Origin of the sequence: Enterococcus sp. AZ095b, assembly GCF_051714725.1 — a bacterium.
Lineage (GTDB): Bacteria > Bacillota > Bacilli > Lactobacillales > Enterococcaceae > Enterococcus_B > Enterococcus_B pernyi.
This window is the reverse complement of record NZ_JBIOSL010000001.1, coordinates 428788-449372: the sequence shown is the minus strand read 5'-3', so window position 1 is coordinate 449372 and position 20585 is coordinate 428788. Positions and strand designations below refer to the sequence as shown.

The 20585-nt window shown below is 38.7% G+C and carries 16 protein-coding genes and 1 pseudogene; 8 read left to right on the top strand and 9 right to left on the bottom strand.

Going from position 1 to position 20585, the window contains the following annotated elements; translation table 11 throughout:
* Positions 1-167: 167 nt before the first annotated feature.
* Positions 168-1232: a HAMP domain-containing sensor histidine kinase gene (locus IGJ99_RS02110; RefSeq protein WP_010736373.1), complete on the bottom strand. Its 1065-nt coding sequence runs from the start codon at positions 1230-1232 to the stop codon at positions 168-170.
* Positions 1232-1900 (bottom strand): response regulator transcription factor, encoded by a 669-nt coding sequence (locus IGJ99_RS02105; protein WP_010736374.1) that lies wholly within the window; start codon positions 1898-1900, stop codon positions 1232-1234. Before IGJ99_RS02105 ends, IGJ99_RS02110 begins: the two co-directional genes overlap by 1 nt.
* Positions 1901-2045: 145 nt before the next feature.
* Here IGJ99_RS02105 and IGJ99_RS02100 point away from each other — a divergent pair, with 145 nt between their 5' ends.
* On the top strand, positions 2046-4382 hold the full coding sequence (locus IGJ99_RS02100; RefSeq protein WP_023519067.1) for an ABC transporter ATP-binding protein/permease: 2337 nt from the start codon (positions 2046-2048) through the stop codon (positions 4380-4382).
* Positions 4383-4566: 184 nt separating this feature from the next.
* On the opposite strand, the gene IGJ99_RS02095 is transcribed toward IGJ99_RS02100, so the two are convergent.
* The 4 genes and pseudogenes from IGJ99_RS02095 to IGJ99_RS02080 all read right to left on the bottom strand — a co-directional run bounded on the left by IGJ99_RS02095 (position 4567) and on the right by IGJ99_RS02080 (position 7484).
* Positions 4567-4932: a type II toxin-antitoxin system PemK/MazF family toxin gene (locus tag IGJ99_RS02095; RefSeq protein ID WP_010736376.1), complete on the bottom strand. Its 366-nt coding sequence runs from the start codon at positions 4930-4932 to the stop codon at positions 4567-4569.
* Positions 4922-5152: pseudogene (gene mazE / locus IGJ99_RS02090) on the bottom strand (type II toxin-antitoxin system PemI/MazE family antitoxin). The gene IGJ99_RS02095 and the pseudogene mazE overlap by 11 nt, the downstream one beginning before the upstream one ends.
* A 155-nt stretch (positions 5153-5307) precedes the next feature.
* On the bottom strand, positions 5308-6015 hold the full coding sequence (locus tag IGJ99_RS02085) for a DUF4811 domain-containing protein (protein ID WP_153829904.1): 708 nt from the start codon (positions 6013-6015) through the stop codon (positions 5308-5310).
* The gene (locus IGJ99_RS02080; protein WP_019723916.1) at positions 6012-7484 is read right to left on the bottom strand and encodes an MDR family MFS transporter; all 1473 of its coding nucleotides are present in this window, start codon (positions 7482-7484) and stop codon (positions 6012-6014) included. Before IGJ99_RS02080 ends, IGJ99_RS02085 begins: the two co-directional genes overlap by 4 nt.
* Before the next feature lie 134 nt (positions 7485-7618).
* Between IGJ99_RS02080 and IGJ99_RS02075 the strand changes: the two genes are divergently transcribed.
* Positions 7619-8086 (top strand): MerR family transcriptional regulator, encoded by a 468-nt coding sequence (locus tag IGJ99_RS02075; RefSeq protein WP_010736380.1) that lies wholly within the window; start codon positions 7619-7621, stop codon positions 8084-8086.
* A 188-nt stretch (positions 8087-8274) separates the two neighbouring features.
* Here the strand turns inward: IGJ99_RS02075 and IGJ99_RS02070 are convergent, their stop codons facing one another.
* The gene (locus tag IGJ99_RS02070; protein ID WP_010736381.1) at positions 8275-8823 is read right to left on the bottom strand and encodes a PadR family transcriptional regulator; all 549 of its coding nucleotides are present in this window, start codon (positions 8821-8823) and stop codon (positions 8275-8277) included.
* Between the two features lie 103 nt (positions 8824-8926).
* On the opposite strand from IGJ99_RS02070, the gene IGJ99_RS02065 reads away from it, so the two are divergent.
* Both IGJ99_RS02065 and IGJ99_RS02060 read left to right on the top strand, forming a co-directional pair.
* Complete coding sequence (locus tag IGJ99_RS02065) at positions 8927-9460, top strand: phenolic acid decarboxylase (protein ID WP_023519065.1); 534 nt, start codon at positions 8927-8929, stop codon at positions 9458-9460.
* A 264-nt stretch (positions 9461-9724) separates the two neighbouring features.
* On the top strand, positions 9725-11404 hold the full coding sequence (locus tag IGJ99_RS02060; protein WP_023519064.1) for a hypothetical protein: 1680 nt from the start codon (positions 9725-9727) through the stop codon (positions 11402-11404).
* Between the two features lie 293 nt (positions 11405-11697).
* Here IGJ99_RS02060 and IGJ99_RS02055 read toward each other — a convergent pair whose 3' ends face one another.
* Complete coding sequence (locus IGJ99_RS02055) at positions 11698-12528, bottom strand: endonuclease/exonuclease/phosphatase family protein (RefSeq protein ID WP_010736384.1); 831 nt, start codon at positions 12526-12528, stop codon at positions 11698-11700.
* A gap of 128 nt (positions 12529-12656) precedes the next feature.
* Entirely contained in the window at positions 12657-14819 is a 2163-nt protein-coding gene (locus IGJ99_RS02050; RefSeq protein ID WP_071866599.1) for a PTS transporter subunit IIBC, read from the bottom strand.
* Positions 14820-15103: 284 nt separating this feature from the next.
* Here IGJ99_RS02050 and IGJ99_RS02045 point away from each other — a divergent pair, with 284 nt between their 5' ends.
* The 4 genes from IGJ99_RS02045 to IGJ99_RS02030 all read left to right on the top strand — a co-directional run bounded on the left by IGJ99_RS02045 (position 15104) and on the right by IGJ99_RS02030 (position 20140).
* Entirely contained in the window at positions 15104-17398 is a 2295-nt protein-coding gene (locus IGJ99_RS02045; protein ID WP_438770533.1) for a glycoside hydrolase family 65 protein, read from the top strand.
* The gene (gene pgmB, locus IGJ99_RS02040; RefSeq protein ID WP_224434493.1) at positions 17391-18056 is read left to right on the top strand and encodes a beta-phosphoglucomutase; all 666 of its coding nucleotides are present in this window, start codon (positions 17391-17393) and stop codon (positions 18054-18056) included. Before IGJ99_RS02045 ends, pgmB begins: the two co-directional genes overlap by 8 nt.
* Positions 18049-19059 (top strand): aldose epimerase family protein, encoded by a 1011-nt coding sequence (locus IGJ99_RS02035; RefSeq protein ID WP_224434492.1) that lies wholly within the window; start codon positions 18049-18051, stop codon positions 19057-19059. The genes pgmB and IGJ99_RS02035 overlap by 8 nt, the downstream gene beginning before the upstream one ends.
* A gap of 64 nt (positions 19060-19123) precedes the next feature.
* Positions 19124-20140: a LacI family DNA-binding transcriptional regulator gene (locus tag IGJ99_RS02030; protein ID WP_023519060.1), complete on the top strand. Its 1017-nt coding sequence runs from the start codon at positions 19124-19126 to the stop codon at positions 20138-20140.
* The last annotated feature ends 445 nt before the right edge of the window (positions 20141-20585 follow it).

The following is a 20585-nucleotide window of genomic DNA, read 5'->3' as shown; positions in this document are numbered from 1 at the left end:
AAATATACGAATACTCTCTTATGTACGACATGACTTCGTACACTTTTCCATCTTTATATTACTTGAAAAATACACCTTAGAACGATTAAATCAGAAGTGGCGTTTTTTTCTTTGTTTTTGTTGGTTTATTGCTCCTATAGATCATTAACTGTTCATTTCCCTGGATCTTATTCCACCGGATAAGTTAGCGACGTGTTTTCTTTGTCTAATTGAATGATGACAGTCGTACCTACTTTTGAGATACTGTTATAACTGATTTTTCCATGATGCAACTCAACGATTTTTTTGACTAGTGATAAGCCCAGCCCGTTCCCAGAAAATTGACGGCTGGATTCCCCTTGATAAAATTTCTCAAAGAGTCGTGCTTGTGTTTCTTGATCCATTCCCACGCCAGAATCTGTCACTTCAACGATTACTTGAGTGGCATTTTGTGTTAGGCGAATCTTGATTTTCCCTTGTGGTTGATTGTACTTGATGGCATTGTCCATGAGATTCAGCCAGACTTGATATAGAAATTCTTCATTACCGACAAAGTTGACACTTTCCAGATCGATCTCCAGTTGAAGGTGTTCTTGCTCCCATTTAGGTTGTAAAAAAACAATCACTTCACGAATCTGTTCATCTAAACGAAAAGGGCGCTTTTCTAATTTGATTCGCTGATTTTCTAATTTATTCAATTTCAGTGTGTTCTCTGTCAATTGCGAAAGCTGAGTGATGCTCTCAATGATCCGTTGCAAGAAAACCTGCTTTTCTTCTTCTGAAATGTTAGGCGCCTGCAATAACTGGACGTATCCTTGGATCGTGGCAAGAGGCGTCTTAAATTCATGAGAAACATTGGAAACAAAGTCATTTCGTAACGTTTCGATACTACTCAATTCTTGGACCATCACGTTGAAATCTTTATATAGTTGCTGCACCTCTTCGACTTTTTGTTGCTCATCCATCCGAATCGAAAAATCGCCAGTTGCTACTTTGCTCATATTGGTTCGTAAATCACTGATTGGCAGCAAGATCCGCCGACCGACAAAGATCGAGATCCCTGTGCCCACCATCATACTAAATCCTGCAAAAACGACTAAAGGAAACCATGTCGCTTGTTGCTCTGAAGCAGGGACTGTTTTGTGTGACAGCAAGAAAATAAAACCTAAGAAACACAACAAAGTAACTAAAATGGAAATAAACACAATGCAAGCAAAATAAATCCATAATTGTGAAAAGATTTTTTTACGCATCAAATCACCGCCTTATAGCCTAAGCCACGAACTGTTATGATCTGAAAATCATCATTTTCAATAAAACGCGTGCGTAATCGTTTGATATGCACATCAATCGTCCGTTCTTCCGTATTGGTATCCAACCCCCATATATCATCCATTAATTGTTGTCGTGTAAAAATCTTATTTGGATAAGAAAGTAGTTTGTACAATAATTGAAATTCTTTTTGTGGAAGTAAGATGGCTTGATCCTGCTTGATCACTTCATATGTTTCTTGGTTCAAGCTAGTTTGTCCAATGTTCAATTGATGGCTATGATTGATTTTCGCTCGCCGTAACAAGGCCTCTACCCGCAACACCATTTCATTGACATCTACTGGTTTCGTCATATAGTCATCCGTTCCCAGTTGAAACCCCTTCTTTTTATCTTCAAAATCTGCTTTCGCTGTGATGATCAACACAGGTGTTTCTACGCGACTGCTTCGTAAAGTTTCCAACAGTTCATACCCATCCATCACAGGCATCATAATATCTGTGATGATCACATCCACTTGAGTACTCTCTAATTGCTTCAAAGCTTCGGTCCCATTTGCGACTGCGAAAACCAAAAAACCAGCGCGTTCTAAAACGGATTGATAAAGTTGTTGCAAACGCTCATCATCTTCTACTAGTAATATTCGATTCATCATTTCTCCTCATGTAATTATTTGAAAAATTTCAGTTTTTTTTCTGATTGTTCATATTCAGTTAACATTCATTCATTATACTACGTTCGTTGTTCTGTTATACTTATTAGTATAACGAATATTTCAAACGGAAAGAAGGGTGACAATGTTACAATTAAAAGAGATAAAGAAATATTATAAAGTTGGTGAAACAACGACAAAAGCATTAGACGGCGTATCCGTCGCTTTTAGAAAAAAAGAATTTGTAGCCATTTTAGGCCCAAGTGGATCTGGTAAAACAACCATGTTGAACGTGATCGGCGGCTTGGATAATTATGACTCTGGCGATATGGTCATCAACGGGAAGTCCACAAAAGATTTTAAAGACAGCGATTGGGATGCTTATCGTAATAATTCCATCGGTTTTGTTTTCCAAAGTTATAACTTGATCGGGCATTTAGGAATCATTGAAAATGTTGAACTTGGCATGACATTAAGTGGTGTCTCTAAAGATGAAAAACGGAAAAAAGCGGAGGAATCATTGCGTCGTGTTGGATTGACCGACCACATGCACAAAAAACCCAATCAATTATCTGGTGGACAAATGCAACGTGTCGCAATTGCACGTGCTTTAGCCAATGACCCTGACATCCTTTTATGTGATGAGCCAACCGGTGCTTTAGACACAGAAACAAGTGTCCAAATCATGAAGTTGATTGAAGAACTATCCAATGAGAAACTAGTGATCATGGTCACACATAACCCTGAGTTGGCACATGAATATGCCGATCGGATCATTGAGTTCTCAGATGGAAAAATCGTTTCTGATTCTAATCCACATATCGAACGTCCAAAAGATGATCAATTTAATCTACGTCGGACAAAGATGAGCTTTTGGACCGCATTAAAATTATCTTTCAATAATATTCGCACAAAAAAAGGCCGGACATTTTTGACTTCCTTTGCTTCAAGTATCGGGATTATTGGGATTGCGATCGTATTAGCCCTATCTACAGGATTCCAAAAACAAATTGATCAAACACAGTCAGAAACGATGGCTCGTTTTCCAATTACGATTTCCAAAGTCACCACTAGTCCTCCTTCTGAATCGGATGGCTTGAGTTCCAACACAGCCGAATATCCAGATACAAAAACTGTTACCGCAAAAATCAGCGATGAAGACCGTGCACAACATACAAATAATATTGACCAAGAATATGTTGATTATGTAACGAGTATCGATCCTGATTTAAGTAATAATATTGGTTTTACCCGCACGACTGGTATCAATTTATTAAGAGATGTTGACGGCAAAGTACAGCCTGTTAGCTTTTCGAATCAAAACCCAGATACTGAATCACTGTCCTTCTCAAGTGCGATGTCTTCCATGACTGGCGTAGGTGTTTCTAGTTTCCCAACACAACTAGACGACCAAAAAGACAATTTCTTAGAATCAAATTACTCATTACTTTCTGGTAGTTATCCGACCTCTGCAAATGATGTCGTATTGATCGTGGATGGTAATAACAATACCAACATCAATGCGTTGAAAAATTTAGGCTTTGATGTGAAAGACGGCGAAACGCTTGATTTTGACAAGATCGTCGGAACAACTTTCAAATTAGTGAACAATGATACGTACTATACAAAATTACCGACAGGAAACTTCATTCCTAATACGGATTACCAAGCGATGTACGAAGATGCCTCCAGAGAGGTTAAGATTTCTGGTATTCTACGGGTCAAATCTTCTTCTACGATGAATCTGTTATCTCCGGGTATTGCTTACAGCGACCAATTGACAACAGAAATCGTCAATGAAAACAAAAATTCTGAAATCGTTCAAGCGCAAAAAGACAGCGATATGAACGTATTGACGACCGAAAAAGTAGATGACTCAGCAAAACAAACGCTGATCAGCTATTTAGGTGGAGACAGCTTACCTTCAAGCATCATGATCTATCCAAATAATTTTGGCGATAAAGAAGAGATTCTAAACTATTTAGATGAATTCAACAAAGGAAAATCAGATGAAGATAAAATCATCTATTCTGATTTAGCTGGAACAATGACCGAATTGACTGGTGGATTGATGGATGCCATCACGTATGTCCTGATTGCTTTTGCTGGTATTTCACTTGTAACAAGTATGATCATGATCAGCATCATCACTTATACTTCTGTGATCGAACGGACGAAGGAAATCGGTGTCTTGAAAGCATTAGGTGCGCGTAAGAAAGATATCACGCGGGTATTCGATGCAGAGACTTGTATCTTAGGGATTTCTTCTGGTTTACTAGGGGTCTTGATTGCTTGGCTAGCGACTTTCCCAATCAATAGTCTCTTGTACAATATGACTGATTTAGAAAATGTTGCTCAACTAAATCCTGTACACGCCTTGATTTTGATTGTTGTATCAACGATCTTAACGATGTTAGGCGGACACATCCCAGCTCGTATGGCAGCGAAGAAAGATGCAGCGATTGCTTTAAGAGCAGAATAGTAAAATATAATAGAAAAAAACACAGTTGGTTTTGATATCACTTGTCAAAACCAACTGTGTTTTTGCTTTATTCTTTTGTTCGTACTATGTAGCTCGCGGTTTCTAAAAATGGCCTATATATCTACATATCAAATGAAATAAGTTGATTCTTCCTAAGATAAATTGATTCTCAACCACCCGATCTCTAAATAGGGAAAGAAAAATTTTTAAGAAATCTTTGTGCAATATCAAAAAAAGCTTCTTCCTCTAATGTATCAATGTATTTAACATTTCTTTTAGCTTTTTCGGTATAGTCAAGAGAGAATACTTGAAGCGTATTTACTTTGCTTCTCTTTACTTCATCTAGCTTGAACTTATCGCTTTGAATAGGCACAAGAAATGGTCTATTTTTATCACTTGTAGTAATTGGGCATACGATAATTAAATTCGTTGCTAAATTGTACGCATCCTTACTCATAATTAAAGCCGGTCGTCTCTTCTTAACTTCATAACCTTTTGACGGTTCAAAGTAAAAAAGAACGATATCTCGTTGACGTGGCTTATAGCTCATCTAGTTCTCCTCCATGTGGCATATAATCAACCCCTAATTCTGGTAAATAAAATTCGCCTTCTTTAGCAGATTCAAAAAAAATCTTCAACTTTTGGAATTAAAGCAACCGTGCCATTTTCTTTTTTATAATATTAAATTCTTCACCTTCTTTTATGCCTAACTTTGCAGGAAGTGTAATCACAAGGGAATTCCCTTGTTTTCTTGTTTTTGTTGAAATCATAAGTCATTCCTCCTTTCTTTTACGAACTTTCTATCCTCTACTCTCTAAATACGTAAAAATCTAATTTTTCTTCATTCCTACTTACATAAAAAAATAGTGGATAAAGTATGTTGTCGAATACTTCATCCACTATTTTTATCATATTATTAAACTATTTACTTCTTCACTTCTGCGATTAATTTTGCCAATGCTTGTTTTTGATAAGCTGTCGCTAAGTCTTTTGATACTTGTTGTTGTTCTTCTTGAGACATCGCTTGATTTTGGGCAATGGCTTTCATCAAGCCTTCTTTGACAAATTTTTGTGCATCGGCTTCCATCGTGCTTTTTTGTTCTTCGACACGTTTTGCCAACTCAGAAGCTTGGTCAGTACTTAATTCGATCCAATCATTCGGAAGTTTGAACGTATTGACCCGGCGTTCATATTCATGGTTATTATCCGCTAAGTTGAACCAGAATTTGTATTGGTCATTTTTATAAACCCAATAAGTTGTTTCACTGACTTTTTCTGCTTTGCCATCCGTTTGTTGAACCTTATTTGTTTCATTTTTTGTGCCAGTAGCTTTTGGTTCTTTTTGCTTGTCATCTGTTCGATATAAGTAGACTTTTTCTGTCCCATCTCCTAGTGACTGATAAAGCAACATATTTACATCTGACTGATCCGCACTGGAAACGAGCGGAGTCGTTTTTGTTTCTGTCACTTCTTCCATCCCAAAATGATTCGTGATATTTTCTACGATCAGTCCTAACGAGAGAACAAACAGTAAGCCAAAGACGAGTGAAAGAAGTGTTTGCCACATTTTTTTGGCAAACACATTCGTCAAAGCAAAAGCAATGACACTGGCAATCAATACGAAAATAATCATGCGTTATCCCCCACTTCCACCACTACTGGTTCTTTTCTTTTTAAGAAGAAAGCAATCGCAAAGCCGATCAAGCCGAATATGATTGCGACAAAGAAGGCTGCATGGTAACCAGATAAAGTCGCGTTGATTGCTTGATCTTTATAGGCTAAAGGTGTACTTTTCAACACAGCATCCGTTGGTAGATTGTCTTTCGTAACATTTGTCAACACACTGATCAAAATCGCAGTTCCGATTGAACTTGCAATTTGGCGGAAGGTATTGTTCACTGCTGTTCCGTGGCTGATCAAGTTGTTAGGTAAAGCATTCATTCCTGATGTTGTCACCGGCATCATGACCATCGAGATCCCAAACATTCGGATCGCATAAAGAATGACGATATACAAAACAGGTGTCGTTTCAGTCAAGAAGGCAAAAGGTGCTGTAGCTGCTGTTAGGATGAACATCCCAACAATCGCAAGACGTTTTGCCCCGTGTTTATCAAAAATCGCACCAGTGATCGGCATCATGGCACCCATGATCAATGCACCAGGAAGCAACATCAAGCCAGAGTGGAATGCCGATTCTCCACGAATATTTTGAATATACAATGGCACAACCATTTCCGCACCGACCATCGCCATATTCGTTACGCCAGCTAAAATCGCTGCAATCGTAAAGGTTGGTGATTTAAAAACGCGCAACTCTAAGAATGGATGTTCTAAATGTAATTGACGCCAAGCAAATGCGGCGATGAAAATCACACCAACGATCAAGAAGCTGATTACTTTCGTACTTCCCCAACCGGCGTCTCCTACGCTTGAAAATCCGTATAGCAAACTACCAAATCCAATTGTTGAAAGAATGGCAGAGAAAATATCGATACTTGGATTGGATAAAGGAATCACACTCTTCATCAAAAAGAACGCAAGTACTAAAACAAGAACGACGATGGGAATAACCATTCCAAATAAATCGCGCCAATGATAGTTATCAATGATATAACCAGATAGTGTTGGGCCTAATGCTGGGGCTAATCCGATAACGATCCCAGACATTCCCATAGCAGAACCTCTTTTTTCTGGTGGGAAGATCGATAGCATGATATTTTGCAATAATGGCATAGATACCCCTACACCACACGCTTGGATCAAACGTCCAATCAGTAGCGTACTAAAGTTAGGAGCAGTAAAACAGGTAATCGTTCCAATCAAAAAAATCGTCATAGCTGACAGATATAATTTTCTAGAACTAAATTTATTGATCAACCAAGCAGTAATCGGAATCATGATCCCGTTCACTAGTAAAAAGCCTGTTGTCAACCATTGCACATCAGAAGCTGAAATATCAAAAGCTTTCATCAATGCTGGAAAAGCAGTTGTCAATAAGGTCTGATTCAAGACCGTACAAAATGTCCCAATCAATAACACGACAACTAATAGTGTACGATTATATGGTTTTCCGTAAATATCTACGGGTTGATTCTTACTCATATTTCTCCTTCTTTCTGAATGTTTTCTGAAACCACTAAGATACTTTATTCCTATTTTTAACTTTTGTCAACCTACTTGACATGATAGTCAACAAAAGTATAATTAAGGGAACGACCAACAAAGGAGTGTGACGAATGGTGGGAGCTTCACTTAAACAATTATTGGAAAATGACCATTTATTAGTAGGCATTAGTGAATTGAGTGAGATCGTCGGAGTTTCACCACGACAATTGAGATACTGGGAACAAAAAGGCTTTATCCAATCCGTTACTGCTGACGCGAATTGTTCAAGAAAATACCGATTACCGACAGTGGTCAAAGTTGAGATCATCAAGAAATTTTTAGATGAAGGGTACACGTTGACCAAAGCCGCTGAAAAAGCTCAGGAACGTTTAAACAAAATGCACCATGTCCGAAAAGTTTTCTCAAAGTCCATCAAAGACATCCAATTGATTGATGAACGTTATACACTCCTTTTAATTGGCGACTTCAATGATCTGGAACAGCTATGTATTATTCATGACGAAGAAACGGATGAACTATCTTATAAGATCCTTCCAGCAGATGAAACGATCGATCCTAAAAAAGTACTGGAAAAATAAGAAAAGATCGCAGTTTTTTTTTTACTCCATTAGAACTTGTAGCCGACTTGCTACAGTTAAATAAAAAAGCCACCACGAGGTCTAGACAGAAGTGTTCAGCCTCGAGAAATAAGGCGCCATCCACGAAAATTGTTTTTCAAATTTTTGTGGTTGTCGCCTTTTTAAGTTGTTTGTCATAAACTTTCCATTTATTTTCTTATTTCTTGTTCCAATACTTGTGTCAACCAATTGATATATTCGGTTTCTCGATTGATTGCGTGAGACAAGATCAGATAATGGCCATAATTTTCATGTTGGTCTTTTTCTGTCGGGAAAATCACTTGTTGTCGGGCGAATAAATGCTGTCTTTTTTCTTCATGAAGCTCCTTTTGCTGTTCAAGAATCTCAATCCATGTTGGATCATTGATATCTTTCACAAAATAAAGTTTCAAGACAAATTCGTCTCGATTGACTGGAAGTTCATTTGGCGAGGTATGGATCCATTCGTTTAACAAAACACGCCCTTCTTCAGTCAGCTGATAAATTTTCTTTTCTAGCTTGACTCCAGTGATTCCTACTTCATGTTTGATGATTCCTAGTTCTTCCATTTTGGCCAGTTCAGGATAGATCTGACTATGCTTTGCCTGCCAGAATTCACCGATTTCATTTTTGAATGCTTGATTCAATTCATACCCCGTTTGATTTTTTTTGCTCAGTAATCCCAGTAATATATAGCGTAATGTATTTTTTCTAGCCATCAAAATTTCCTCCTTGACATTCTCTCAAAATCATTCTATCATAATCACGTAATCAAAAACATGTAAATTATTACATGTTTTAATTTAAAGGGAGATGTTTTACATGAAACAATTCAAAAACTTAGAAGATTTTATTGGAACTCACTTTATCTATACGTATGATAATGGTTGGGAATATGAATGGTATGCAAAAAATGACCACACCGTTGACTATCGTATTCATGGCGGAATGGTCAAAGGGCGTTGGGTCAAAGATCAAGAAGCAGATATTGTAAAATTAACAGATGGTGTTTTTAAAATCACTTGGACTGAACCAACTGGTACAGACGTTGCTTTAGACTTTATGCCAAATGAGAAAAAACTCCATGGCACGATTTTCTTCCCTAAATGGGTCGAAGAACATCCAGAGATCACTGTCACTTTCCAAAACGAACATATTGCGGAAATGGAAGCTGCTCGTGAAAAATATGAAACATATCCAAAACTAGTCGTTCCAGAATTTGCGACAATTACTTATATGGGTGATGCGGGTGTTGATAATGAAGATGTAATTAGCGAAGAACCTTATGAAGGAATGCCAAAAGACATTCGTGAAGGTCGTTACTTCGATGAAAACTACCGTCGTATCAATAAATAATCACTCTACCTCACTCGTATAAAATCAAAAGCCACTCCTTCAATTGATGAAGACCAGTGGCTTTTTGATCATTATAAACGGAGGCTTTTATTTCTACCCTTTATTTTATTGTAAATAAATGTGGTCATTTAACTTTTCCAATTGATTTCTTTATGATTTACATAAATAATTTCATGTTATTTTCAATTTTTTTCTAATTCCTTGCCTCTCTTTTCATTAACCTTTATGATAAGTTTAGTTATTATATGAAAAGGAGCCAAACAGTTGAAAAAATATAGACCATATTTTTTGATTTTTATTTTCGCAATTATTTTCGTATTGCCAAATATATTATCACACAAATTGATCATCGGGGCTGATGCGCCATTTCATTACAATCGTTTTTATGATGCAGCCCAACAAATTATTCACGGAGACTTACACTACTTCCCATCGATGTATGGCTTTCAACAAAGCGGTCGGATCGTCAATGCAATCTACGGTCCCTTATTCTCATACTTTCAAGGGTTGATCGTACTCGTTGCTAGAAGTTGGTATCATTACCAGATTTTATCGAATTTTATCCTCTTCCTTATCGCAGGTTGGTCCATGTTGACTTTGTTGCGTTATGTAAAAGTACGTGAATGGGTAAGTGTACCGGTTTCAGTCCTGTTCATGACGACCTATTCGATCCAATATTGGGCTGTTAATCAAGGTTTTACGAGCTGGGGAACAGTATTTTATCCTTTATGTATGATCCCGCTCGTTGATTTCATCGTGCATAAAAAATTCCCTGTACTTAAAGTAACTGCAGCGATTGCATTGATGACGCAGATCCATCTGCTATCTTCTGTGATGCTAGTATTGATGTATATTCCTTTTTATGGGTATTATTTCTTCACACAAACCAACAAGGGAAAAGCTCTTTTACAATTAGGGAAATCAATTTTGCTTTACTTTATCCTAACGGCAAACATCTGGGTAGGTATGGCGATGGTTTACAGTGGGAATGAGATTCTTCCACCTTTCGTCAATCGACGCATGACAGAGAAATCAATCAATCTTGAGGGAAGTTACTGGTTGAATTATCCGAAAATCCTACCTGTCGTTTTATTTGCTGGATTTTTATGTTTCTTATTGTTCCGAAAAAGAGAAGAACTGTTTCCAAAACTTTTGTTACGCACAAGTGTTGTGTTCTTCTTACTTTCAACCAGCCTGATCCCTTGGAATACATTAGTTGAAAACGAAGTGCCATTTATTAGCTTGATTCAGTTTCCATTTCGTTTCTTTGTCCCATTTACCTTGCTTTTCTTACTTTACTTTGCAATCGTCGCCAATCGTTGGGAAAACAAAACCTGGTTACGGATAGCTGCGACCTTACTGATCCTGATCAGTTCTGTTCAGACCATCCAAAACTTATACCGTCACCTCAATAAATGGGAAGATGAAACCTTCGTCAGTCGTCATACGTATTTGTTCGATACACCTGATGAAGCAAGAAAAACTTTCTACAGTCGTGATATGTCCAAAAGTTTATTTGTTTTCCAGAAAACTACGCCAGATTATTTGCCGATCTATAAACAAACAAAGGCAAATAAATACGATCGATACAATGAAGAAATCCTGGAAAATGAAACAACATTCATCAAATCACATCCTGATGGTCGGTTGAGTATCAAATGGAAAAATACCGGTGAACCGACTGTTCATGTGCCAGTTATCGTGTATGATCGAACCGTCTTGATGCAAAATGGACAGAAATTGACGGATTTTGAATTGACCGATATCGGTACACCGATCGTCAAACAGCATAATGGCATCAACGAGATCATTCTCTATTACGACCTTCCCGTCTATTTCTACTTCGTTGTTGCTGCGACTATTGCCGGTTGGCTATCCTTTTTAGGCATCTATCTTTCACAAAAGTTTAATTTTAGAAAAGAAAAAAATGTGAAAATCAGCTAGGCTATCATTTTTTTAGATTATACGTAACATCTATCATATATGTATAAGAATAAGCGAGGCTATGACAGATTGACTGTCATAGCCTCGCTTATTCTTAAAAATTTGAGAGTAGATAATTTATCCTTTCTCAGCAGACATTCTCTTGGTTAATCGTTATATGAAACGTAAGTAAGTGGGTATGAAAAATCCTATGACTTGTCAGCTCTTATTCGTTCGCTTTATCTTGATCAATCCAATCTTTCTCCTCATCAAACTTATTTGAGTGAATCCAACTACGGCAAAAAGCACCTATCTTATAGATCCATTTCTACAGACACTCCAAAATGATCACTAACGACCGGGCCATTCGTCCCATCAAAGACGCGCGTATACGTACTGACTTTACTCTCAGTCGGAACGAAAATATAGTCGATTCGCAGTGCTTCTGTATTGTTTTCCCAGCCATCGATTTTTTTCTCGATCGTGGCTTCTTCAGATTTTTGTTCGGCTAAAACATATGAATCTTTGATGTTCAATTGGTTATCTTCATTAACTAAGCGATACCCTTCCTCACCTACTGGATTATTAAAATCACCCATCAACAAGCAAGGTATTTGATAAGTTAGGAGTTCTTTCTGTAAGAATTGCCACTCGTAGGCAAAGCCCGTTTCTATATCTGACCACCAAGAGAAATGACAGCTTGCGACAACGATTGGTTGATTGTCAATAACTGTTTTGGCAACAAGGACCATGCGGGTACGGTAGTTTTCTTTTTCTTTTGTTTCAGACACTATGTATGCCCGACTATCCAAAGGAGCCTTTGATAAAATAGCGTTTCCTTCTTCATACTTGTCATAACCAATATGACTCATTTCCCAACTCCAAAAATAGGATTCTCCTGCTTCTGCCAGTCGTCGGATCAAGCAATAAGCGAAATTATCTTTGTGGATTGGGGTCTGATTCGTTACTGGACAAAAACCGACTAGCTCTTGTTCATTTACGATCTTTGTTTCAATCAGTTGATTGACCTCTTGCAAAGCAATGACATCATAGCGCTCAGTTAAAATCTTGTCTGCAAGGTCTTGTAGTTTAGTTACTGGTTCTTCTTCCAACCAACTATGTGTATTCAACGTCATTATTTTCATTTTTTTGGAACCTCTTTTCTATTTTTACATAAAAATCAGAGACTGTTACGTCAGCGCTGATTATTGAAGAAATCTCTCCTCAATCGTCTCGCTTTTTCGTCACAATCTCTGATCACTTCTTTTATTTATTATAGCTTGATTTTTCCGATTTCTGTACCCATTTCAACAGAACCAAGTGTAGTGATCGCAATTTCTTTCACTTTATCATCCGTGAAAACAACCATGATCGTTGTATCTTTTCCTTGTTCTTTGACTTTTGCAAGATCCATGCGTGCAATCGGCATGCCTGGTGTGACTTCTTGTCCTTCTTTCACAGATACTTCAAATGCGGGTTGCGCCATTTGGACAGTATCGATTCCCATGTGGATCAGTACTTCTGCGCCTTCAGCTGTTTCCATCCCGATGGCGTGTTTCGTTGGGAATACGCTAACGATTTTACCCGCTACTGGAGCAGTGATCGTATCTGTTTCAGGAATGACTGCAAAACCGTCACCCATCATTTTTTGTGAGAATACTGGATCATTGACCGCTGCTAAAGCAATCACTTCTCCTTTGGCTACTGCGTACAATTCTTTTTCGATCCCTAATGCTGCTGTCGCTGTTTCTTTTTCCATCACGACTTCTTTGATTTGTGGTTCAGGAATATCTGCGCCTGATTGCAACAAATCTTCAATATCTGATTTTAACACATCTGCTTTTGGCCCATAAACTGCTTGGACACCATTGTCTTTGACGATCAAGCCCATTGCGCCAGCACGTTTCCACGCGTCTTCTGAACCAACTCTACCTCGATCTGCCACTGTTACACGTAAACGCGTCATACAAGCATCCACGTCTTTGATATTTTCTTTTCCACCTAATAAATGGATGATTTGGATAATTTGTTGATCCGCCGCTCCTGTTGTCGTGCCAGTGGTTGTTTCTTCACTGTCACTATCATAGTTCCCGTTACGTCCTGGTGTCGCAAAGTTGAATTTCTTGATCAAGAAGTTTGCTAAGAAATAAGTGACTACGCCAAAGAGAATGACACAGATGACGAAGTTGATCAAATCGCCGCCAAGTCCTGCTTTGATCCCTAATGGTGTTCGCGTCAATAATTCGATATTCCCGAAGGAGTGGACACGCAACGGTAAGATATCCGCCATCGCAAAAGCTGCTCCTTGGATCACTGCATAGATTGCATACAGTGGAACTGCCGCAAACATAAACATAAATTCTAGTGGTTCTGTTACCCCTGTTAAAAAGACAGCTAAAGCAGCTGAGAAATACATGGATTTGTATTTTGCTTTTTTGTCTGGATCGACATTGCGATACATCGCAAGCGCCATCCCCATCAAAATACCAGAAGAACCAATCATTTGACCGACTTTGAAACGTGCCGGTGTCCAATTGTTCAAGACGAATTCATACTGTGCCATGTCTCCTGCACCTCGCAGGTTCACTAAGTCAGTTGCCCAAGCTAACCATAGTGGATCTTGACCAAATACTTGTGTACCGGCTTGTGCGCCAGATAAAATCTCATATGTTCCACCTAATTGCGTATAGTTGATTGGAATCGTCAACATGTGGTGTAAACCAAAAGGTAGTAATAACCGTTCTAATGTTCCATATAAAAATGGTGCTAAAATTGGTGCGCTATCTTGCGATTGTGCAATCCATAAACCAAAGTTGTTGATTCCTGCTTGAATAGCTGGCCAAACTGCTGCCAAAATAAGAGCTACGATCGTTGACCAAAGAATCACTACAAAAGGAACAAATCGTTTCCCATTAAAGAAAGAAAGTGCATCTGGTAATTTACGGTAGTTATAGTATTTGTTATAAGCCATCGCACCGACGAACCCAGCGATGATCCCTACGAATACCCCCATGTTCAATGCAGGAGCTTCTAAGACACTCGTAAAGAATCCTTTCACCATGATTCGTGTACCGAACAACGTATGTGTGAAGGCGTCTTCGTTTGCTAACATCTCTGTTGTGACCCCGAAGATTGCTCCTGTGATCCGATTGATCAAAACAAACGAGATTCCGGCAGCGAATGCACCACCTGCTCGTTCTTTTGCCCAACTACCACCTATCGCTAATGCAAATAATAAATGCAAGTTCCCAATAATTGCCCAACCAATACTTTCAAGAACGCCACCCGTAGTGACAAGTGCTGCCATGTTCGGGTTGATCAATGGGATCGATTTCCCGATACTGATCATTAAACCAGCAGCTGGCATAACTGCTACAACGACCATTAAAGCCTTTCCAAATTTCTGCCAAAAATCAAAACTAAACATTTTCTTCAATTTCTATCTCTCCTTTACGCAATCGGTTTCGTTAATCCGTATTATAGAGGTTATTCCTTTTTTTGTAAATGCTTTATTTTTATTTTATTTATTTTTTTATCCAAAAGTATGATACAGCTAATATAATAAGAACTATAAAGAAATATTAGGGCAATGATGCTTTCTATCCCCTTGCGAAGTGTTCGCCAATAAAAAAGATTGAGTATTTATCAGTTTACTATTGACTGACGCAACCGGTTGCGTTTATTATAAACCTAAGAAATGAAACATTTAGGAGGAGAATCATGAAACAAATCAAACGCTTATTCCAGATCGACCCTTGGAAAATCAGCACGACAACATTAGATAAAGAAAACTTACGTTTACAAGAGTCATTGACAAGTATTGGGAACGGCTACATGGGAATGCGTGGAAACTTCGAAGAAACGTACTCTGGCGATCATCACCAAGGCACTTATTTAGCCGGTATCTGGTACCCTGACAAAACTCGTGTAGGTTGGTGGAAAAACGGCTATCCTGAATACTTTGGAAAAGTCATCAATGCAGTCAACTTTATTGCAATGGATATTTACATCAACGACCAATTGATTGACTTAGCTTCACTAGATCCAGAAGATTTCTCTTGGGAATTAGATATGAAAAACGGGGTCTTGTCTCGTCAGTTTGCGATTACGACAGCTACAAATAAAGTCCGTTTCTCATTTGAACGTTTCTTGAGTATTGTTAAAAGCGAAGCGGCTTATATTCGTGTAAAGGTTGAATTGATAGCCGGCTCTGCCACTGTAAAATTTGTTTCGAAACTGGATGGAAATGTCCAAAATGAAGATAGTAACTACGATGAGCATTTCTGGAATCAGACCGACCGTGGCACAAAAGACTCGATCGGTTATTTGACAACGAAGACCATTCCTAATGCATTTGACATTGAGCAATTCACCGTCACTGCAGGCATGCGTCATTTTATCAACAGCAAAGAAACAACACCTATATTTGAAGAACAAACATTAGCGTTACAAGGTGTATTCTCGTATGATCTAACACCAAATGATCCTGTGGTCGTGGATAAAGAAGTCTTGGTTTTGACAAGTCGTGATATCCCTGAAGCACAACAAGTGGCAACACTTATGGATGAATTTGATCAGTTAACTACTCATTATGATGAAGCCAAAAAAGAACAAACGACTGCTTGGGCAAAACGTTGGGAATTGGCTGACGTAGTGATCGAAGGCGACGATGAAGCGCAACAAGGCATCCGTTTCAATCTTTTCCAATTGTTCTCTACTTATTACGGAGAAGACGAACGGTTGAACATTGGACCAAAAGGCTTCACTGGCGAAAAATACGGTGGTGCGACATACTGGGACACAGAAGCTTACGCCGTGCCATTATATCTAGCATTAGCTGACCCAGAAGTCACAAAAAATTTATTGAAATACCGTCACAATCAGTTACCACAAGCCATCCACAATGCCCAACAACAAGGATTGAAAGGCGCGCTTTATCCAATGGTGACCTTTACAGGTGTCGAGTGCCACAATGAGTGGGAAATCACCTTTGAAGAGATCCATCGTAACGGTGCGATTGCTTACGCGATCTACAATTATACAAATTATACCGGCGATACCTCTTATCTGAAAAATGAAGGACTTGAAGTATTGGCTGAGATTGCTCGTTTCTGGGCGGATCGTGTCCATTACTCCAAACGTCAAAACAAGTATATGATCCACGGCGTGACTGGTCCAAATGAATACGAAAACAATATCAATAACAATTGGTACACGAACACGATTGCTGCTTGGGTCCTTCGTTATACTCGTGAAAATTATTTAGCGTTCAAAGAAGAAACAACAATTGAAATCAGCGAAGAAGAATTAGCAAAATGGGCAGATATTGTCGAAAACATGTACTACCCGATCGATGAGGAACAAGGAATTTTTGTCCAACATGATACATTCCTAGACAAAGATTTGATGCCAGTTTCGGATTTACCACTTAGCGAATTGCCATTGAACCAAAAATGGTCTTGGGATAAGATCTTGCGTTCTTGCTTCATTAAACAAGCGGATGTGTTACAAGGCATCTATTTCTTCAATGAAGAATTTACCAAAGAAGAAAAACAGCGGAACTTTGATTTCTATGAGCCGATGACCGTTCACGAATCTTCTCTTTCTCCAAGTATCCACGCGATTTTAGCTGCTGAACTTGGCTTGGAAGAAAAAGCGGTCGAAATGTACCAACGTACTGCTCGCTTAGATTTGGATAACTATAACAATGATACGGAAGATGGTTTGCACATCACGTCAATGACAGGTAGTTGGCTAGCGATCGTTCAAGGTTTTGCACAAATGAAAACCGCCCATGGCGAATTATCTTTTGCACCATTTTTACCAAACACATGGAATGCCTATTCTTTCCATATCAATTACCGGGGTCGCTTGATTTTCATCGCTGTTTCTGATGAACAAGTCACCTTTACATTACTGAATGGTGAGGCACTGGAATTGACTGTGTATGGACAAGCACAAGAGCTAACAGATCAATTGACGATTCCATTAAGAAAGGACGATGCACATGTTTAAAGGTGTCCTATTTGATTTAGACGGTGTCATCACCGACACAGCAGAATTCCATTATCGCGCCTGGAAAAAACTTGGTGAAGAAATCGGGATTTCAATCGACCGAAATTTCAACGAACAATTAAAAGGAGTCAACCGAGAAGATTCATTAACATTGCTTCTTGCTTATGGCAAGAAAGAAAATGTCTTTTCAAACGAAGAATTCGCTGCTTTAGCTAAACGTAAAAATGAGTATTATCTAGAAATGATCCAAGAAATCACGCCAACAGACGTATTTCCGGGTATTGTTCCTTTATTAACAGAATTAAAGAAAGCTGGCATCAAGATCGCCTTGGCTTCTGCTAGTAAAAACGGACCATTATTACTAGATAAAATGCAACTAACAGATTACTTTGATGCGATTGCTGATCCTAGCAAAGTAGCAAGTGGCAAACCCGCCCCTGATATCTTTTTATTAGCAGCCAAAGAAATCGGATTCGAGGCGACTGATTGTTTAGGTATTGAAGATGCAAAAGCAGGCATCCAAGCGATCATCGCAAGTGGTGCTTATCCTGTAGGAGTTGGACGCAAGGAAGATCTTGGGGAGGACATTCCGATCGTCGCTGATACGTCTTCGTTAACACTCGACTATCTACAACACGTTTGGCGCAAAGATGTCTGAACCAAGCATCTCTGTCCTCCCCATCAAACAAACAAATCTAAAAAAAATCACATTGAAGAACGACGAGCTAGAAGTCGTTCTTCTCAATTATGGCGCTCGCTTGCATCAAATATTCACAGCAGATAGATTTGGACAAATGGAAAATATCTTACTCTCTTACGACAATCTTCAAGATGTTTTATCTGATTATAGTTTTTTCGGTGCAACGGTTGGTCCAGTGGCAGGTAGGATCAGAAATGGTGAATGGGGCCCTCACCAACTAGAAAAAAATAATGGCAACCATCATATCCACGGCGGAACAAACGGCTGGTCCTTTCAGTTTTGGGAGGTAGAAGTATTCAAATCACCTCAAGCAGTGGGTGTCGTCTTTTATTTAAAAGATACATTTTCAGGTTATCCTGGACCAATCACCGCGACTGTGACCTATCAATTAGAAGGAAATAGACTAGTGATGATCACTAAAGCTAACAGTGTAGTAGAAACGATTTGCAACCCGACAAACCATGCCTATTTCAATCTATCTGGAAATGGAAAACGTGATATTGATTCCCATCAACTCCAGATTCAATTAGATAGCTTGTTACTTTTGAATCATGACAAATTACCTACAGGGGAAACACTAGACAAAGCGGACTTACCCATCAATTTTCAAGAACCAAATACACTGACAGAGATTTTATCCAAGTATCCTTCAGGTCTTGATGACGTTTTTTTATTAAATACGCCTAAACTCACCAAAAATAGCTTAACTTTATCAGAAGAAGCTTCCGGTCGCCAAATGAATATAGCAACTACGAACAAAAGTATGGTATTATTTTCTACAACTGGGTTCGATGCAGATTTACAGATCAACGGTCAAAACATGCATTCTCATTTTGGCTTAGCGATCGAACCACAAGAAATACCAGATATCGTTCATTTCCCGGAGTTTGGCTCGATTACGCTACGCCCTGGACAAGAACGTGTCAGCCAAACAACTTATGAATTTAGTACATTCACTTAACCAGTTTTATTTAACTTGGTTTCAACAAGACGATGGACGATGAAAAAGAAAGGTGATTTAACTTATGGCAATTACAGTGAAAGATGTTGCAAAAAAAGCAGGCGTAGCGACATCTACTGTTTCTCGCGTGATCAACGACCATCCAAGTATTTCCGAAACAACGAAAAAGAAAGTACGAAAAATCATGGATGAACTAGGATATGTCCCCAATATCACAGCGAGAAATCTTGGTAAACGTGTATCAAGCGCTGTAGGTGTCATTCTTCCACCACTCGATTCCAAAGAGCGTCTTGGCAACCCGTTTTATTTAGAAATCATGGAAGCAATCAACGAAGAAGCACGACATCACGGTGTGACAACAGCTATTGCTACCGCAAAAAGTTTCGACGTCTTATTAGAGAACGTTCAGCGGATGCATTTACAAAAACAAGTTGATGGTTTTATCCTAGTCTACTCCGATAGTGACGATCCAGTCATCGATTATCTTTATGAACAACAGATTCCGTTCACACTGATCGGACAACCATACCATCATGAGAACGAAATCATCTACATTGATAACGACAATCAACTGTTAGGAAAGCAAGCCACCGAATTTTTGATCGATAATGGCCATAAAAATATTCTTTTCGTGACCAATACAACACATGAAAGTTTATACTTTGAACGCTATTTCGGTTATCAAAAAGCGATGATGTTAGCAGGACTGAACGCCCATCCAAGTGTGACCTTGGAACAGGCTGAAGATTACTTGGATTTTGACACGATCTTAAAAAAAGCTGAAGCGACAGCGCTAGTTGTTATCGATGATATTTTTGCTTTACGCACGATGCAACTCGCCCAAATGTATGGCTATATCATCCCGGAAACCCTTTCGATGATCAGCTTCAATAACTCGATTTTTTCTACATTGATGCATCCTTACTTAACAAGTATCGACATCGATATCTCTGAGTTAGGTCGAGTCGCGATGCAAAAATTACAAGAACTGATCCATGAAGAAGTTAGCAATGGTGTACGTTTAGTGATCCCCCATCGTTTGATCAAACGCGAAACGGTCGTTCCATTGAAAGAAGAATAGGGCATCCATTCCTAGGCAAATCAAACAAAAATAGCAAAGCATCTTGTCTTCGGACAAAAGATACTTTGCTATTTATTTTACTAGTAATCAACTGATCCACTAACGATAAGTCCACATTTGTATTTAACTAGAAATAAGCAAAAAAAGAAATCTCTTCTATTCTTTCTAAAAATCTCTTAAAATGTGGTTAAAGAGGCATGCATTAACATGCCCCATGTAGTCCGTTCAAAGCAGATAGCATCGATAGAGCATTAGAGCACGTCTACTTCGCCAAAAGTTGAGACGGCTCTATTTTTTGCTCTTGATTTTTTAAGAAAAACAACGAGCCCAGGATATGAGTTATCTTGCATCCCCTAGAACCGAATAAACGGTGTTCCAGAAGTAACTCCTTCACGCTTATTTCTCGGAGCTGAACACTTCTGTCACAACCTCGTTGTTTTATATT